Raw genomic sequence first — 17,486 nt, forward strand, 5'->3', positions numbered from 1 at the left:
ATGCGCCGCTACGTCGTCAAACGCCTGGCGCAGGCGGTCGGGGTGCTGTGGGCGGCCTACACGGTGTCGTTCCTGGTGCTGGACTTCCTGCCCGGTGACCCGGTGAGCGCGATGGCCGGTGCCGGCATGGACTCCGGGCAGGTCGACCCGGCCCAACTGGCCGCGCTGCGGCACGAGTACGGCTTCGACAAGCCGGTGCTCGTGCAGTACGCCGAGTATCTGGGGCGGGCGGTGCGCGGGGACTTCGGGGACGCCGTCTCCACCGGCCGCCCGGTCACCTCCGTGATCGGCGACGCGCTGCCGCAGACGCTCCAGCTGACGGGGGCCGCGCTGGTGCTCGCGGTGGTGCTCGGCGGCGGGCTCGCGGTGGTGGCGACGTACACCTCGCGGCGGTGGCTGCGGCAGCTGCTGCTGTCGCTGCCGCCGCTGGGGGTGTCGGTCCCGACGTTCTGGGTGGGGCTGCTGCTGGTGGAGGCCTTCTCCTTCCGGCTGCACTGGTTCCCGGCGTTCGGCAACGACGGGCTGCGCGGTCTGGTGCTGCCGGCGCTGACCCTGGCCCTGCCGACGGGTGCACTGGTCGCCCAGGTGCTGGCCAAGAGCCTGCTCACCGCGCTCGACCAGGCTTATGTGGAGACCGCCCGGGCCAAGGGCGCCGGCCGCTGGCGGGTGCATCTGCGGCATGCGCTGCGCAACGCGTCACTGCCCGCGCTGACGGTCGTCGGGCTGCTGGTGGGGCAGCTGATCGCCGGTTCGGTGGTCGTGGAGACGGTGTTCTCCCGTGACGGCCTGGGCCGGGTGACCGCTGCGGCCGTCACCGCCCAGGACATCCCGCTGGTCCAGGGGGTGGTGGTGTTCGGTGCGCTGATCTTCGTGGCGACGAACCTGGTCGTCGACCTCGTCTATCCGCTGCTGGACCCGCGGATCGTGGTGGCCTCGAACCGGAGGGTGGGCCTCGCATGAGCCAGAGCCTTGTCGACGACACGGGCGGCACAGGCGGCACAGGCGGCACGGGGAACGCGTCCGGGGCCGAGCTCGGTCCCGCCCGGTCGGTCGAGGCGGGACCCGCGACCACCCCCGGGCCGTACCGCCGGGCCGATGTACGCCGAGTGCTGCGGTTCCTGGTCCGCCGCCCCGGTCTGCTGCTCTCGGTGGCTGTCCTGGTGCTGGTCGTGCTGGCCTCGTTCCGGCCGGACCTGTTCACCGCGCAGGACCCGTTGAAGGGAGTCCCGTCGGAGAACTTCCGCGGCCCGGGCGGCAGTCACTGGTTCGGCACGGACGAACTCGGCCGCGACGTCTTCTCCCGCGTGGTGCACGGCGCCCAGCTCTCCCTCAAGGCCACGCTGATCGCGGTCCTGGTCGCGTTCGTGGTGGGCGGCCTGCTCGGGGTCGTCGCCGGGTTCGTGGGCCGCTGGGTGGACGACGTGCTGATGCGTGTCGTCGACGTCCTTCTCTCCATCCCGGCGCTGTTCCTGTCGCTGGCCCTGGTCACCGCGCTCGGGTACGGGACGGTGAAGGTGGCGGTCGCGGTCGGTATCGCCAGCGTCGCCTCCTTCGCCCGGGTGGCCCGCGCCGAGGTGCTGCGGGTGCGGCAGGCGCTGTTCGTGGAGGCCTCGCGGTCCTGCGGGGCCCGCTGGTACACGGTGCTGGGCCGGCATGTGCTGCCCAACGCGGCCGGCCCGGTGGTGGTCCTGGCCACCCTGGACTTCGGCTCCTCGATCCTGGCCGTGTCCGCGCTGAGCTTCCTCGGCTACGGCGCGCCGCCGCCGGCCCCGGAGTGGGGGACGTTGATCTCCGACGGCCGCAACTACCTGGCCAACGCCTGGTGGCTGACGGCGCTGCCCGGGCTGGCGATCGCCGCGACCGTCCTGGCCACCAACCGCGTCGCGCGGGCGCTGGACGGCGAATGGTCCCGGCAGCGATGACCGACGAACCCGAGAACGGTGAAGGCGTGAGCACACCACTGCTGGAGATCCGCGACCTGTCCGTGTCATACCGCACCCGGAGCGGGTCGGTAGCGGCCGTGCGGGGCGTCGACCTCGACGTCTGGCCAGGGCAGGTGACCGCCGTCGTCGGCGAGTCCGGTTCCGGGAAGAGCACCACCGCGCACGCGGTCACCCGGCTGCTGGCGGCGAACGGCACGATCGACGCGGGCACGGTCCGCTTCGGCCGGCACGACCTCGCCACCCTGTCGGAGGCGGAGCTGCGCACCGTGCGAGGCGCGCGGATCGGGCTGGTCCCGCAGGACCCGACGGTCTCGCTCAACCCGGTCAAGCGGATCGGCGAGCAGGTCGCCGAGGTGCTGCGCGTCCACGGACTGGCGACCCGGCGTTCGGCGGCGGCCGAGGCGGTCGAGGTCCTGAACCGGGCCGGACTGCCCGACGCGGCCGTCCGGGCGCGCCAGTACCCGCACGAACTGTCCGGCGGCATGCGGCAGCGGGCCCTGATCGCCGTGGCGCTCGCCGCGAAGCCCGAGCTGATCATCGCCGACGAACCGACCAGCGCGCTCGACGTGACCGTGCAGCGGGTCATCCTCGACCATCTCCAGCACCTCACCGAGGAGTCGGGCACCGCGATCCTGCTGGTCACCCACGACCTCGGGGTCGCCGCCGACCGGGCCCAGCGCCTGGTGGTCATGTCCGAGGGCAGGGTCGTGGAGGCGGGCGAGACGCGTGCCGTCCTCGCCGACCCGCAGCACGAGTACACCCGGCGACTGCTCGCCGCCGCCCCCAGCCTGACCACGGCCCGCCCCCGCACCCCGGTGCCGGCCGCGCCCGCGGACGCCGTGCCCCTGGTCGAAGTACGCCACCTGGTCAAGGAGTTCAGGCTGCCCCGGGCCGGCGGCGAGACCCGGACCCTGCGCGCGGTCGACGACGTCAGCCTCACGCTCCACCGTGGGCAGACCCTCGCCCTGGTCGGGGAGTCGGGCTCGGGCAAGTCCACCACCGCCCGGCTGGTGCTCCGGCTGGCCGACCCGACCTCCGGACAGGTCCTGTTCGACGGGACCGACATCACCACCGCCACGGGTGAGCGGGCCCGGCAGCTGCGCCGCCGTGCCCAGCTCGTCTACCAGAACCCGTACGCCTCCCTCGACCCCCGCTTCTCCATCGCCGAGGTGATCAGCGAGCCGCTGCGCGCGTTCAAGGTCGGCGACCGCGCGGCCCGGCTGGCCCGCGCGCGTGAACTGCTGGACCGGGTCGCCCTGCCCGCCTCGACGCTGGAGCGCCGCCCGGCGGAGCTGTCCGGCGGGCAGCGCCAGCGCGTGGCCATCGCCCGTGCCCTCGCTCTCTCCCCCGACCTCGTGGTGTGCGACGAACCCGTCTCCGCGCTCGATGTCTCCGTCCAGGCCCAAGTCCTGGACCTGTTGGCCGAGTTGCAGGCGGACACCGGCGTGGCGTACCTGTTCATCTCGCACGACCTGGCCGTCGTACGGCAGATCGCGCACCAGGTCGCCGTCATGCGGGCCGGGCGGATCGTGGAGACGGGCCCGCCCGGGGAACTCTTCACCGACCCCCGCCACGCGTACACCCGCGAGCTCCTCGCGGCGATCCCCGGCGGCCGCGCCCCCTCCCCCGTCGGCCCCGTCGGCCCCGCCCCCCTCGCCGCCGAGACCACCACAAGCTGAGGACGAGCGTCGTATGAGCACTCCCACCATCACCTCCTTGGCCTTTCTCACCCCCGGCAACTTCGCCGACGACGACCCCTACCCGGGCCTGGAGGAGACCCTCCGGCTGTTCGAGTACGGCGAGCGGCTCGGCTACGACGGCGCCTGGATCCGGCAGCGCCACCTCGAACACGGCGTCGGCTCGGCCGCCGTCTTCCTCGCGGCGGCCGGGCAGCGCACCGAACGCATCGAACTCGGCACCGCGGTCATCCCGATCGGCTACGAGAGCCCGTTCCGGCTGGCCGAGGACCTGGCGCTGGCCGACGTGCTGTCCCGGGGCCGGCTCCAGATCGGCTTCAGCACCGGGATGCCGCACGCCGACCTGCTGGGCGATCTGGTGTACGACGGGGACTGGCGCGGCTTCGACCTGTCGTACGGCAGGATCGCCCGGCTCGTCGAGAACCTGGGCGGCGGCTATCTCGGCGGCCCGGACACGGTGATCCACTCGCCGGGGAACGTCCAGCGCCCCCGGCTGCAACCGCACAACCCCGGTCTGGCGCGGCGGATCTGGTACGGCGGCGGAAGCCTGCGTTCGGTGCGCTGGGCCGCCGGGCAGGGTCTCGGTCTGCTGTCCGGCAACATCGTCACCGGCGAGGAGACCGACGACTTCACCACCGCCCAGCTCAACCTGCTCTCCGCGTACCGGCGCGCCCGGCCCGCCGACCGTCCGGCGCGGGTGGCCCTGGGCCGGGTGATCGTGCCCGTCGACAGCGCCGACGCGGCCACTCGCGCCCGCTACCACGCCTACGCGGCGAGCCGTCACGAACGCACCCTGGCACCCCAGGGCCCCAAGCGCGTCCTGTTCGCCCCGGACGTCGTGGGGACCGCCGAGGAGATCCTGGAGCGGCTGACCGCCGATCCGGTCCTCGCCCAGGTGTCGGAGCTGCGCCTGGAGCTGCCGTACGAGTTCCGGCGGGAGGAGTACGAGCAGATCCTGCACGACGTACGGCATCTGATCGCACCGGAACTCGGCTGGCGTCCCGCCGGTGCCCCCGCCGCGGTGCGGGAGGCGAGCCGGTGAGCCCCCGTACGGAACCGGCCGTGCGGCTGGAGGTGCACACCCGCGAACCGTTCGCCGAGGGCCACCGCTTCGGCGACACCGGCGCGTACGAGGTGCTCACCGCGACCGCCCGCTACGCCGTCGACCCGGACGATCCGCGGGTACCCGCCCACCGCGCCGTCCCCGATCTCGATCTCGCGCCTCGCGACGACACCGGCCTGGTCCGGTTCAGTGGTGACGTCGAGATCCTGCGGCCGGTCGGCGGCGGCCGCCGTCGGCTGTTCTTCGACTGGGGCAACCGCGGCAACAAGCGGGCCCTGCAGTACTTCTGCGACGCCCCGCACACCAACCGGCCCCGCACGCTCGCCGACGCCGGCAACGGCTATCTGCTGCGCCGCGGTCACACGGTCGTCTTCGGCGCCTGGCAGGGCGACCTGCTGCCGGGCGACGGACGGCTGCTGCTGAATCCGCCGGTCGCGGGACGGAACGGCAGGCCCGTACGGGGCCTGACGACGGCCGAGTTCATCGTGGAGGAGCCCACCGACTCGCTGCCGCTGTCCCGCTGGTCGAGCACCCGGTCCTCCCCGGTCAGCGAGCGGGGCGTGCACAGCGCACGCCTCACCCGCCGGCGCTACGCACACAGCGCACCGGAACAACTCCCCCCGGGCACCTGGCGGTTCGCCCGGACACAGGGCGGCGGGCCCGATCTCAAGGGACGCTCCACGGCGCTCGTGCCGAGCCGTCACGACCTGCACCTCGACGGCGGATTCCGGCCGGGCTGGATCTACGAACTCGTCTACGAGGCGGAGGATCCGCTCGTCCTGGGACTGGGCCTGGTGGCGGTCCGCGACCTCGTGAGCCATCTGCGCCACGACCCCGCCTCGCCGATCGGCCCCGTCGAGCACGCCTACGGCTGGGGACGTTCACAGACCGGCCGGGCCATCCGCGACTTCGTCCACCACGGCTTCAACGAGGACCTCGAAGGCCGCCGTGTCTTCGACGGACTGCTCCCGCACGTCTCCGGCGCCGGCCGGCTGGGCGTCGAGCGCTTCACCAACCTGACCGTCCCCGGCGGGCAGCAGTACGAGGACCACCTGAGCCCGGCCGACGCGTTCCCCTTCGCCTACGCGGAGTCCGTGGACCATCTCACCGGTGCGCGGGACGCGATCATGAAGCGGACGAGCGACCCCAAGGTGCTGCACACGCAGACCTCCACGGAGTACTGGCAGCGCCGCGGCTCGCTCGTGCACACCACGACGGACGGCCGGGACCTGGGATTCCCGCCGAACGTCCGGGGCTACCTGTGGTCGTCGAGCCAGCACGTGGCCGACCCGGCGGCCGGCGCTCCCGCGAAGGGCGTCTGCAACCACCCGGAGAACGTGGTCGCCACCTCCGCCCTCTTCCGTGCCGTCCTGGACGCGCTCGACGCCTGGGTGAGCGAGGGCGTGGAACCACCGCCGAGCGCCGTGCCCACCGTCGCCGACGGCACCCTGGTGACGATGGAGACCTGGTCGCGCCAGTTCCCGGCCGTGCCGTCCGCGCTGCGTCCGCACGGCCCCAACGAGCTGTATCCGGTGGACCGTTCGACCGTCCCCCCGGTCGCCGACCGCTCCCGTGCCTACACCGTCCTGGTCCCGGCCGTCGACGCCGATGGCAACGAGACCGCGGGCGTCCGCGCCCCCATGGTCGCCGTCCCGCTGGCCACCTACACCGGCTGGAACACCCGTGCCCCCGGCCAAGGGCACGGCGCCCTGCACGAGTTCAGCGGCTCGACCTTCCCCTTCGCCGCGACCGAGGACGAACGCCTCGTCACCGGCGACCCCCGCCCGAGCATCCAGAAGCGCCACCCGGACGCGGCCCATTACGCCACCCGGATCAGAGCGGCCGCCGAGGACCTCGTGAAACGCCGTCTCCTGCTCGCCGAGGACATCGAACGCGCGGTGTCCCTGGCGGCCCGCTGGTCGTCGCCACGGCACCGCGTCGATCTGCCCTGACGGCGTCCGTCACTCCGTGTCGTCCGCCGGCAGCGCGTACAGCCCGGGCAGGTTGACCACGATCGCCTCCTGGGTGCTGCGGGCGATGACGACGACGGCCTCGTCGGTGGGGTCGGGGTTCTCCTCGCGGTGCGGGACGTACGGGGGGACGAAGATGTAGTCGCCCGGTGCGGTGCGCAGCCGTACCTCCTCCGGGCGGTCGCCCGTGTCGTCGAGGAAGACGAACTCGGGGTGGCCGCTGACCACGTAGATGGCGGTCTCGGAGGCGCCGTGGTGGTGGTCGGAGCTGGCGGTCGCGGGGGCGACGTGGGTCTGGCCCATCCAGAGTTTCTCGGAGCCGACGGTCCGTCCGCTGACCGCGGCGAACCGGCGCATGCCGCCGCTCTGGGCGGTCTCGCCGTCGAGGGCGTCGGCGCGGACGTGGTGCAGCCGGGTGCGCAGGGGTGCCGCCGGGCGGTCCTGGGTGTCGTGGAGATGCGGGTGGAAGCCTTCACCGGGGGTTGTCAGCGGCTCGCTCATGGCGGGGACGCTAGGACCGGACGGAAAAGGATGTCAAGAGGTGTCCTTTGGGGTTCACCTGCGGCAATGTTGCCGCAATGAAGGAGACGGGCGTGCCGGAACCCGCTGCGGGGCGGTGCGGTTCCGGCATGATGAAGGTATGTACATCTCTGCGAAGGCGGACTACGCGGCGCGTGCCCTGCTGGAGCTCGCCCGGCAGCCCGACCGGCCGCTGACCTGTGAGGCGGTCGCCTCCTCCCAGGACATTCCGTTCCGGTTCCTGAAGTCCGTGGTGGGCGAGTTGCGCCGGGCCGGACTGGTCCGCAGTCAGCGCGGCTGCGAGGGCGGGTACTGGCTGGGCCGGCCCGCCGCCGAGATCACGCTGCTGGATGTCGCCCGGGCCGTCGACGGAGAGGTGATCACGCTGCGCGGCGAGCCGCTGGCCGAACTGGACTATCCGGGGCCCGCCGGGGGGCTGCCCGGTGTGTGGCGGCGGATCGAGGAGGAGGCCACGGCGGTGCTGTCGGGGGTGACCATCGCCGGGCTGCTGCTGGCGGACACGGCGGGCCGGGGTGCCGCCCAGGGGGCCGCGTGACGGACGGGCACCGGGCCGGGCCGCCGGTCGAAGTGGTCGAGTACACCGATCCGTTGTGTCCCTGGGCCTGGGGTTCGGAGCCGGTCTTCCGCGCGCTGCGCTCGGCGCTGGCCGGGCGGGTGCGCTGGCGCCGGGTGTACTGCATCCTCTTCGACCACGACGACGACCCCGCCCCCGATCCGGCGGCCGAGACCGCCTGGTACGCGCGCTACGTCGAGGACATCGGCGGTCACACCCGGGCACCCCGGGCGGTGCGGCTGAGCCGGGTGGCGGCGAGTTCCTGGCCGTCCTCGCTGGTCGCGAAAGCCGCCGAGCTCCAGGGGCCGGAGGTGGCCGACCGGGTCCTGCGGCGGCTGCGGGAGACCGTGTTCGTGCTCGGGGAGCCCGCGGACACCGGGGCCTCGGCGCTGGACGCCGTCCGGGGTGTGCCCGGGCTCGACGCACGGCGGCTGGCGGCCGACGCCGGTTCCGCCGCCGTACTGGACGCCGTGCGCGCCGACCACGCGGAGGCGCGCCTGCCGGTGCCCGACGTGCTGTCCGTGCGGGCCGATTCGCCGCATCCCGGCGCGGCCAAGGAGACCCCGGACGGCGGGCGCCGGTACGCGTTGCCGACGCTGCTGGTGCGCGGGCCCGGCGGCTGCCGTGCGGTGCCCGGGTGGCGGCCGTACGAGGCGTACGCCGCCGCTGTCGACGCCGTCCGCCCGGGACTGGCGACGGAGGTCAGGACGCTCCCCGGGGCGGCGGCGCTGGCCCGGTACCGCACCCTCACCGAGCCGGAGCGCGCGCTGCTGACGCGGGGCGCGTGGCCGCCGGCGGACGCGGTCCAAGTGGACACCGCAGGCGGTCCGTTGTGGCTGCACCCGGAGGAGGCCGCGACCCATCCGGCCACCCGGCCGGCGCCTTCACCGGCACCCTGACCGGCACCCTGACCGGCAGAGGAGCACCGTCCCGCCCAATGAGACACCAATTGGTGTCCATTGACAGCCACTCCCCGCGACCCGCACGATGTGGGGCATGCACACGACCCACCCCGGTGTGGTGTGCCGCTATGTGGATCTGCGGCGCACCTGTAGCGCACTCTGTCACTGACCGCCTGCCCACGCCCCGCAGGCGCCTGACCGCAGCCACCGGTACCGGCCTTTCTCTCCCCCGCCGGACCCGACCGCTCTGCGCGCCCCCCTTCTCGCGCCGCGACGTCTTCCGAGCGCCGCCCGCCGCCTCCGCGACGCACTGTCACGGCCCCGCCGTGGCACGCCCGTCGCGGTGCGGTCGCGGGCCGCCGCCCGACGCCCTTCCTCCTCCCCCGGCTGTGCCCTCGCGGCGCGGACCGGGGCCGTAGCAGAGAGACAGCCATGTCCGCACGCCTCACCCCGCGACGCCCCAGACCGGCCACCCGATCCCGCCGCCCCGCCGGCCGGCTGCGTGCCACCGCCCTCGGCGCCGTGCTCGCCACCGTGCTCGTGCCCTCGCTGAGCGCCTGCGGCGGTACCGGCGCCGCCGCGTCCGGGAGCGCCGCCACCCTCAAGTGGGCCTCCTCCTACTTCCCCGCCCACTGGGACCCGGTGGTCTCCGGCAGCGGCGCCCAGTTCCGTGAACTCGCCCTGGTCTACGCGTCGTTGACCCGCACCGACGAGAAGGGCAACGCCGTCCCGGACCTGGCCAAGAGCTGGGACTACAACAAGAAGGGCGACGAGATCACCTTCCATCTGCGCCCCGGGCTGAAGTTCAGCGACGGCGAGCCGGTCGACGCGGCCGCCGTGAAGGCTGCGATCGAACGCGCCAAGAAGCAGAAGAACTCCGCCCTGTTCGGCGACCTGACGTCCATCAAGTCGGTGGACGCCAAGGGCCTGGACGCGGTCGTCCACCTCACCCAGGTGGACTACCAGATCCCGCAACTGCTCGGCGAGCGCGTCCTGCAGATCGCCAGCCCGAAGGCCGCCGCCTCTCCCGACACGCTGGACCAGCACCCGGTCGGCGCGGGCCCGTTCACCGTCACCCAGCTCGTGCCCGGCACGAAGGTGGTCCTGAAGAAGAACCCGGACTACTGGGACGCGAAGAACATCCACATCGACCGCGTCGAACTGACCTCGGCCCCCGACGCGTCGACGGTCGTCTCCGGACTCCAGACCGGCGTCTACAACTTCGCGGACATCGCGCCCAGTCAGGCCGACGCGGCGAAGAAGGCCGGCCTCGACGTCTTCGTCCAGCCGGGCTTCAACGCCTCCAACATCAGCCTGAACATCAACAAGGCGCCGTTCGACAACACCAAGGTCGTCGACGCCGTCCGGTACGCGGTCAACCGTCAGGAGTTCGTGGACAAGCTGACGTTCGGCTACGGCGAGGCCACCGACCAGCCCTTCCCCAAGGGGTACATCGCCTACGACCCGAAGTCGGCGGACGCCTACCCCTACGACCCGGCGAAGTCGAAGAAGCTGCTCGCCGAGGCGGGGTACAAGTCCGGGGACATCAAGCTGAACCTGGTCATCCCGGCGGAGGACCCGCAGGCGGAGATCGTCCAGTCGCAGCTGGCGAAGGTCGGCATCACCGTCACGATCAAGATCGACAAGAACTGGGCCACCCCGTTCTTCGCCAAGGACCTCACGTTCTCCGTGTACGGCACCACCGGCCGCGACTCGGCGCTGCAGACCCTCACCGCGCACTTCGGCCCGAACGGCCCGCTGAACCTCAGCTCGCCGTACGAGCCGGCCGGCTTCGAGGCCGCCGTGGCCAAGGTCCGGGAGACCCCGCTGGACGCCTCGGACTACGCCCAGGTGCTCCAGGCGGCGACCAGGGCCGGGCTGCAGAGCAAGGCGCTCGTCTTCACCTACTCCTCGCCCAACCTCTTCGCCAAGAGCAAGTCGGTCTCCGGCCTGCCGAAGAACCCGGCCCACCTCGACTGGACCGGCGTGACCGTCTCCGGCGCCAACTGACCGGCGTCCGCAGCCGGAAGAACACCGACAAGAGAGGGGGCAACACCATGACGGCAACGGAAGCTCCGGCCGGCCCGGCCGTGCGCGCACCGCGTCACCGGGGTGCCACGGCCAGGGTCCGGCGCGGGTCGGCCCGGGTCCTGGCCACCCTCGCCCGGTCCGTCGCGATCTTCGTGCCCGTCTTCCTGGTCGCGACCTTCGTGACGTTCGCGCTGCGGTCGCTGAGCGGGCTCAGCCCGGCGCGCATCCAGCTGGGCGAGGACGCGACTCCCGAGGCGATCGCGCGGATCGAGGCCCAGTGGGGGCTCGACCGGCCCTTCCTGGTCCAGTACGGGGACTGGCTCGGCGGTGTCCTGCACGGGCAGCTCGGCACCAGCTGGGTCAACGGCGCCGACATCTCCACCCTGATCGGCCTGGGGCTCGGCGTCAGTCTGTCGGTGGCGACCTTCGCCCTCGTCATCGGCGTGGTCGCGGGCTTCGTGCTCGGCACGGTCGCCGCGCTGCGCCGCACCACCTGGGTCGACCGGGCGATCACCGGCTTCGTCACCGTGATCTCGGTGATGCCCGCGTTCGTCGTCGGCATCGTGCTGGTCGCGGTCTTCGCCGTCGGACTGCATCTGTTCCCGTCCGCCGGGTACATCCCGGCGGCGCAGGGCATCGGCCCGTGGCTCGCCCACATCACCCTGCCGGCCGTGGCGCTCAGCTTCGACGTGGTCGCCGACGTCGCCCGCCAGCTGCGCACCAGCCTGGTCGCCGCGTACGGCGAGAACTACGTGACCGGCGCGGTGGTCCGGGGGCTGAGCCCCCGGCGGGTCTTCTTCGGCCATGTGCTGCGCAACGGCCTCGGCCCCGCCCTGGCCACGCTCGGCCTGAAGTTCCCCGCGCTGGTCGGCGCCTCCGTGGTCACCGAGTGGATCTTCGGGCTCCAGGGTTTCGGCCGGTTCGCCAACGACTCCGCGCAGGCCGGTGACGTACCGGCCGTGCAGGGGGTCCTCGTGGTGTCGATCGTCCTGGTCGTCACCTTCAACCTGATCGTCAACCTGGTGCTGGCCCGGGTGACACCGGCCGCCCAGCGGGGGGTGTGAGCATGGTCCGCCGCGTCCTGTCCCTGGCCTCCGGCAGAATCGCCGTCGCCGTCCTCGTCCTGGTCGCCCTGCTCGCCCTGCTCGGGCCGCTGCTGGCCCCGCAGGATCCGCTGGCCACCAGCGACGACACGCTCGCCGCCGTCTCCGGGGCGCACTGGCTGGGCACCGACTACCTCGGCCGGGACGTGCTCAGCCGGCTGCTGGACGGCTCCCGGATCAGTGTGCTCGGGTCCCTCGAAGTCGCCCTCACCGCACTGGTCGTGGGGGTCGTGCCGGGCATCCTGTCCGTGCAGCTCGGCCGGGTCTTCGAGTGGATCACGCTGCGGCTGGCCGACACCCTGGTGGCGCTGCCGTTCCTGCTGTTCGCCGTCGCGGTGATCGCGCTGCTCGGCAACGGCATCACCCAGGCCATGCTGGTCACCGGTGTGCTGGTGTCCCCGCTGTTCTACCGGGTGGCCCGGGCGGCGACCCTGGCCGTGACCCGCTCCCCGTACGTGGAGGCGGCGGTGATCTCCGGTGCCTCGACCGGCTGGATCGTGCGCCGGCACGTGTGGGCCAAGGTGCTGCCGCCCATCGCGGTCGCCCTCGCCCAGACCGTCGGCGTCGGCTTCGTGATCGTCTCCAGCCTGACCTTCCTCGGCATCGGCGTACAGCCGCCGGCGCCCACCTGGGGCGGGCTGCTCGCCTCCGACCTCGGCTATCTCAGCCACCGGCCGTGGGCGCCGGTCACCCCCGCGCTGCTGATCACGGTCACCGTCTGGGCCTGCAACCTGCTGGCCGACGCGATCCGGGACGTCTCGGGCGAGGCGGGACGCGCTCTCGTCAACGACCGCCGGGCGCGGGCCCGTCGGGCCGCCGCGGCCGGCCCCGTCACCTCAGGAGGTGCGTGATGACGACCCTGTCCGGCGACCTCGTCCCCGCCGGGACGCGTGCCTCCGCACCGGCGGCCGACCCGGTGCTCTCCCTGCGCGGGGTGCGCATCACCGACCAGGCCCAGGGCCGCGAGATCGTCCACGGCGTGAGCTTCGACCTCGCTCCCGGCCGGACCGTCGGCATCGTCGGCGAGTCAGGCAGCGGCAAGACCCTCACCTGCCGGGCCGCGCTCGGCATCCTGCCCCCGCACTTCGAGGTGACCGAGGGCACGATCGAGATCGCCGGCACCGACATCGCGACCCTGTCCGCCCGCCGCTGGACCGAGCTGCGGGGCACCACCGTCAGCGCGGTGTTCCAGGACCCGGCGTCCTATCTGAACCCCTCGATCCGGGTCGGCGCCCAGATCGCCGAGGTGGTCCGGGTCAAACTCGGCGTGAAGCGCCGCGAGGCCCGGCAGCGGGCGCTCGACCTGCTGGACGCGGTCCGGCTGCGCGATCCCGAACTGGTCTACGGCCAGTACCCGCACGAGCTCTCCGGCGGCATGCTCCAGCGGGTCCTGATCGCCACGGCGGTCGCCGCCGACCCGCTGGTCCTCATCGCCGACGAGGCCACCACCGCCCTCGACGTCACCGTCCAGGCGGAGATCCTCGACCTCCTCGCCGATCTGCGCGAGCGCACCGGGCTCGCCCTCGCCCTGGTCTCCCACGACCTCGCCCTGGTCGCCCAGTGGTGCGACGAGGTGCTGGTGATGCGCCGGGGCGAGGTGGTCGAACAGGGGCCCACCCACACGGTGTTGCGGGAGCCGCGGCACGACTACACCCGGCTGCTCATCGCCGAGCACGAGCAGTACGGCCTGGAGAGGTTCCTCGGCACGGAGAACGCCGTCGTGAAGGAGAACTTCGTCGGCGCGGAGAGCTTCGCCGATACAGAGGAGGAAGCGTGAGCGGCCCCACGGAGACGGAAGCGGACGGACCGGTCCTCGCCGTCACCGGACTCGACGTCGACTACGGCCCGCGCCGCCGTGCCCTCGACGGTGTGTCGCTGACGGTCGCGCCCGGCGAGACCGTCGGTCTCATCGGGGAGACCGGGTCGGGCAAGTCGACCCTCGCCCGGGCCGTGCTCGGCCTGGTGCGCCCGTCCGGGGGCTCGATCGCCGTCGCGGGCGAGGACGTCACCGCGCACGGCCGCCGGCAGTGGCGCGAGCTGCGCCGCCGGGGCGTCGTGCAGTACGTCTTCCAGGACCCGCTGCGCAGCCTAGACCCCGACCTCACCGTGGCGGACTCCCTCACCGAGCCGCTGCTGGTGCGCGGTGTCCCGCGCAAGGAGGCCCTCGAACGGGCCGGTGCCCTGCTCGACCGGGTGCGTCTCGCCGCCGAACTCCTGGACCGGCTGCCCGCCGAGCTCTCCGGCGGCCAGCGCCAGCGGGTCGCCGTGGCCCGCGCACTGGTCACCCGGCCCCGGCTGGTCATCCTCGACGAGCCGGTGAGCGCCCTGGACTCGGCCAACCGCGTCCAGGTCCTGGAGATCCTCAAGGAACTCCGCGACACGGGCGTGGCCCAGCTCTTCATCTCCCACGACCTCGGATCCGTCGCCGGCGTCGCCGACCGGATCGCGGTGCTCTACCGGGGCGAGCTGGTCGAGACGGGCACCGCCCGTGACGTCATCGCCCGCCCCCGGCACCCCTACACCCGGCTGCTCGTCGGCTCGGCGCCCACGCTCCGGGGCACCGCGCCCGCCGGCCGCGCCGAACGCGAGGCACTGCGCGCGCTGCTGCACGCCTGACGCCGTTCCCAGCACCCCCGCCTCGCCCAGCACCCTCGCCCAGCACCCTCGGAAAGGACAGTCCATGTCCCGCAAGATCCACCTCGCGCTGCACCCGTACGGCGTCGGCGGCCCCGGCCAGCACGGCCTGTGGAAGGACGCCCGGATCGCGAAGAACGCCAGCATCGACATCGGCTACTACATCCGGCAGGCGCAGGCCGCCGAACACGCCCTGTTCGACGCCCTGTTCATCGTGGACAGCCAGTTCATCAACGCCACCTACCCGGCGCACTACCTCAACCGCCTGGAGCCGCTGACCCTGTTGTCGGCGGTCGCCACCCACACCCGGCACATCGGCCTGGTGGGCACGGCCAGTTCGACCTACAACTCGCCCTTCAACCTGGCCCGCCGGTTCGCCTCGCTGGACCACATCAGCGGCGGCCGGGCCGGCTGGAACGTGGTCACGAGCTTCGACACCGGTACCTCGAAGAACTACGGCCTCGACGAACACCTCGACTACGCCACCCGTTACGGCCGCGCCCTGGAGTTCGTGGAGGTGGCGCGCGGGCTGTGGGACTCCTACGAGGACGACGCCTTCCCGGCCGACGTCGCGCGCAACCTGTTCCTGGACCCGGGCAAGCTGCACGAACTCAACCACGAGGGCGAGCACTTCAGGATCGCGGGCCCGCTCAACCTGTCCCGCTCGCCGCAGGGGCAGCCGGTGATCTTCCAGGCCGGTGTCTCCGAGGAGGGCCGGGACCTCGCCGCGCGGGTCGCCGAGGGCATCTACGCGCCGGGCGGTTCGCTGGAGCAGGCGCAGGAGTACTACGCCGACATCAAGCGCCGTACCGCCGCCTACGGCCGCGACCCCGAGCACATCAAGATCTTCATCCACGGCGGCCCGGTCGTCGCCGCCACCGACGAGGCGGCCCGGCGCCGGGAGCGGGAGATCTTCGAGGAGGACAACGACCTCGAACGCAACCTGGCGCTGCTGGGCCGGTCGTTCGGCGCCTACGACTTCAGCGGACATGACCTGGACGCGCCGTTCCCGGACATCGCGCACCTCGCCGAGAAGGGCGGCCGCACCAGCGCGGCGAAGGTCGTCGAGCGGGCCCGTACCGAGCGGCTGACGCTCCGCCAGGTCGCCGAGTCCGCCAACGAGTTCCGCCGCTCGCCGTTCGTCGGCGCGCCGGAGACCGTCGCGGACGCCGTCGAGCGCTGGTTCGCCGCCGGCACCTTCGACGGCATCAACCTCGCCTTCCGTACCGAGGAGGACCTCGAACTCTTCGTGGACGGCGTGGTCCCGCTGCTCCAGAAGCGCGGCCTGTTCCGCACCGAGTACGCCGCCGACACCCTGCGCGGCAACCTCGGCCTGCCGGTCCCCGTCAACCGTCACACCCGCGAGCGGGCGCTCGCGAACGACTGAGAGCCCGGGCGACCGGCCCACGGTGAACGCCCCCGCCGGGCACACGCCGCCGCCCCGCCCGGCGCACGCCGTCGCCCCGCCCCGCCCCGCCCCAAGCACCCGTCCGTGGCCGCCCGCCGCGCACGCGGCGCCACCACCGACCTCCGGAGTGACCCCATGAGCACACCCGAGTACACCGACCACCACGCCCCCTCCGGTCTGGCCACCCGCGGCACCGTCCTCCTCGTGCCGGGCCGGGGCGAGACCCGGGCGACCTACGAGCGGTTCGGCAGGCGCCTCGCGGTCGACGCCTACCGGGTCCGGGTGGTCGACGCCCCGGACCTCGACGCCGAGGACCTCCCCGCCGCCCTGGCCCGCTTCGGCGCCGCCCTCGCCGAAGCCGCCGGGGGCACCGCGCCCGACGGCGCCGCAGGGGCCGTACGCCCCCTCGTCCTGGCCGGGGCGGACACCGGTGCGCTGGCGATCGCCGCGCTGCTGGGCCGGCCGGAGGCAGCGGGTGACGCGCGGCCGGACGCCGTCGTCCTCGCCGGCCTTCCCGGCCGCTCCGAGGCGCACCCCGGCGGCGGCACCTGGGACGAGGAACTCGACGTCCGCACCTCGTGCCCGACGCACCGCGCCCGGCTCACCGACGACTCCCTCTTCCGCCGGGGAGCGCTCGACGGGCCGGTGCCGGAGGCGCTGCTGACGGCGGCGTACGAGGGTGAAGTCGCCGTACCGGCACTGCTGTTGACCGGTGACGCCGATCCGTTCGCGGACCGCGAGCTGCTGGACCGGGCGGTCAAGGCCTGGCCGCGGACCCGTCTCGCGGTCGTCCGGGGCGGCCACCACGACGTGCTGAACGATCTCCAGCACCGTTCGGTGGCGGCCGAGGTCGTCACCTTCCTGGAGGCGCTGCGCAACGACCTCGTCCCGGCGATCGCGGTCGCGTCGAGCGCGTGGTGAGCGCCGCCGGCACCCCCGCCCGCTGACCCCGACCTCTCCGCCCCGACCCTGGAAGGGCCCGCCCTCATGGCCACTGTCCTGTCCGTCTCCGGAAGCCCGTCCGCCACCTCGCGCACCGCGCGGCTCCTGCGTCACCTGGACCGCAGACTGGCCGCACAGGGCCACGAGGTGATCCCGCTCGATGTGCGGACCCTGCCCGCGCAGGCCCTGCTGGGCGCGGACTTCGCGCACCCGGCCGTCGTCGAGGCCGCCGCGCTGTTCGAACGGGCCGAGGGGGTGGTGATCGGCACGCCGATCTACAAGGCGGCCTACTCGGGCCTCCTCAAGTCCCTCCTCGACCTGCTCCCGCAGTACGCGCTGGCCGGCAAGACCGTGCTGCCGCTGGCCACCGGCGGCAGCACGGCGCATGTCCTGGCCATCGACTACGCCCTGCGTCCCGTGCTCAGTTCGATGGGCGCCGCGCACATCGTGCCGGGCTGGTTCACGCTCGACAAGGACATCACCACGGACCCCGACGGCAGGCTGACCGTGGCGCCCGCCTCGGCGACGGCGCTGGCCGAGGTCACCGACCGGTTCTCGGCGGCGCTGAGCGGACGGACCTCCCGGCTGGCGGCCGCGGGGTGAGCCGAACACCCATTCTCTTGCACAGCGGGGTACCGGCGGGCTTCACTGGAGCGGTGCCGACCTTCACCGCCACGCTGACGGGCTTCTGGCCCTCGCG

16 protein-coding genes are annotated in these 17,486 nt (G+C 73.3%); 15 read left to right on the forward strand and 1 reads right to left on the reverse strand.

Annotation, left to right across the window (positions count from 1 at the left end; genetic code table 11):
- The 5 genes from ACIPSJ_RS23215 to ACIPSJ_RS23235 are packed head-to-tail and all read left to right on the forward strand — an operon-like array spanning window position 1 to window position 6,655.
- Window positions 1-960, forward strand: coding sequence for an ABC transporter permease (locus tag ACIPSJ_RS23215; protein ID WP_401348351.1), 960 nt, complete (start codon window positions 1-3; stop codon window positions 958-960).
- Entirely contained in the window at window positions 957-1,922 is a 966-nt protein-coding gene (locus ACIPSJ_RS23220) for an ABC transporter permease (protein WP_401348354.1), read from the forward strand. Before ACIPSJ_RS23215 ends, ACIPSJ_RS23220 begins: the two co-directional genes overlap by 4 nt.
- Window positions 1,904-3,622, forward strand: a complete 1,719-nt coding sequence (locus tag ACIPSJ_RS23225) for a dipeptide ABC transporter ATP-binding protein (RefSeq protein WP_401348357.1) — start codon at window positions 1,904-1,906, stop codon at window positions 3,620-3,622. Before ACIPSJ_RS23220 ends, ACIPSJ_RS23225 begins: the two co-directional genes overlap by 19 nt.
- 13 nt (window positions 3,623-3,635) lie before the next feature.
- Window positions 3,636-4,682 carry an LLM class flavin-dependent oxidoreductase gene (locus ACIPSJ_RS23230; protein WP_401348360.1) on the forward strand — a complete coding sequence of 349 codons (1,047 nt, stop codon included), beginning with the start codon at window positions 3,636-3,638 and terminating at the stop codon, window positions 4,680-4,682.
- Window positions 4,679-6,655 (forward strand): alpha/beta hydrolase domain-containing protein, encoded by a 1,977-nt coding sequence (locus ACIPSJ_RS23235; protein WP_401348363.1) that lies wholly within the window; start codon window positions 4,679-4,681, stop codon window positions 6,653-6,655. Before ACIPSJ_RS23230 ends, ACIPSJ_RS23235 begins: the two co-directional genes overlap by 4 nt.
- 9 nt (window positions 6,656-6,664) lie before the next feature.
- On the opposite strand, the gene ACIPSJ_RS23240 is transcribed toward ACIPSJ_RS23235, so the two are convergent.
- Window positions 6,665-7,174, reverse strand: a complete 510-nt coding sequence (locus tag ACIPSJ_RS23240; protein ID WP_401348366.1) for a cupin domain-containing protein — start codon at window positions 7,172-7,174, stop codon at window positions 6,665-6,667.
- Window positions 7,175-7,313: 139 nt separating this feature from the next.
- Here ACIPSJ_RS23240 and ACIPSJ_RS23245 point away from each other — a divergent pair, with 139 nt between their 5' ends.
- From ACIPSJ_RS23245 to ssuE, 10 genes are all read left to right on the forward strand, one after another.
- Window positions 7,314-7,748: an Rrf2 family transcriptional regulator gene (locus ACIPSJ_RS23245; protein WP_359223586.1), complete on the forward strand. Its 435-nt coding sequence runs from the start codon at window positions 7,314-7,316 to the stop codon at window positions 7,746-7,748.
- The gene (locus ACIPSJ_RS23250) at window positions 7,745-8,665 is read left to right on the forward strand and encodes a DsbA family protein (RefSeq protein WP_401348370.1); all 921 of its coding nucleotides are present in this window, start codon (window positions 7,745-7,747) and stop codon (window positions 8,663-8,665) included. The genes ACIPSJ_RS23245 and ACIPSJ_RS23250 overlap by 4 nt, the downstream gene beginning before the upstream one ends.
- Before the next feature lie 435 nt (window positions 8,666-9,100).
- Window positions 9,101-10,678: an ABC transporter substrate-binding protein gene (locus tag ACIPSJ_RS23255; RefSeq protein WP_401348373.1), complete on the forward strand. Its 1,578-nt coding sequence runs from the start codon at window positions 9,101-9,103 to the stop codon at window positions 10,676-10,678.
- 47 nt (window positions 10,679-10,725) lie between these two features.
- On the forward strand, window positions 10,726-11,763 hold the full coding sequence (locus ACIPSJ_RS23260; RefSeq protein WP_401348376.1) for an ABC transporter permease: 1,038 nt from the start codon (window positions 10,726-10,728) through the stop codon (window positions 11,761-11,763).
- A 2-nt stretch (window positions 11,764-11,765) separates the two neighbouring features.
- Entirely contained in the window at window positions 11,766-12,653 is an 888-nt protein-coding gene (locus tag ACIPSJ_RS23265; protein ID WP_359223578.1) for an ABC transporter permease, read from the forward strand.
- Entirely contained in the window at window positions 12,653-13,579 is a 927-nt protein-coding gene (locus ACIPSJ_RS23270) for an ABC transporter ATP-binding protein (RefSeq protein WP_401348379.1), read from the forward strand. The genes ACIPSJ_RS23265 and ACIPSJ_RS23270 overlap by 1 nt, the downstream gene beginning before the upstream one ends.
- Window positions 13,576-14,418 carry an ABC transporter ATP-binding protein gene (locus tag ACIPSJ_RS23275; RefSeq protein ID WP_401348382.1) on the forward strand — a complete coding sequence of 281 codons (843 nt, stop codon included), beginning with the start codon at window positions 13,576-13,578 and terminating at the stop codon, window positions 14,416-14,418. Before ACIPSJ_RS23270 ends, ACIPSJ_RS23275 begins: the two co-directional genes overlap by 4 nt.
- Window positions 14,419-14,482: 64 nt before the next feature.
- A complete protein-coding gene (locus tag ACIPSJ_RS23280) occupies window positions 14,483-15,823 on the forward strand; it encodes an NtaA/DmoA family FMN-dependent monooxygenase (RefSeq protein WP_359223572.1) in 1,341 nt (446 codons plus the stop codon).
- 156 nt (window positions 15,824-15,979) lie between these two features.
- On the forward strand, window positions 15,980-16,765 hold the full coding sequence (locus tag ACIPSJ_RS23285; RefSeq protein WP_401348385.1) for an alpha/beta hydrolase: 786 nt from the start codon (window positions 15,980-15,982) through the stop codon (window positions 16,763-16,765).
- Window positions 16,766-16,831: 66 nt separating this feature from the next.
- Entirely contained in the window at window positions 16,832-17,389 is a 558-nt protein-coding gene (gene ssuE, locus ACIPSJ_RS23290) for an NADPH-dependent FMN reductase (RefSeq protein WP_398947688.1), read from the forward strand.
- Window positions 17,390-17,486 lie beyond the last annotated feature (97 nt).

This window comes from Streptomyces sp. NPDC090088 (assembly GCF_044747345.1).
In the GTDB taxonomy this organism is placed as follows: Bacteria; Actinomycetota; Actinomycetes; order Streptomycetales; family Streptomycetaceae; genus Streptomyces.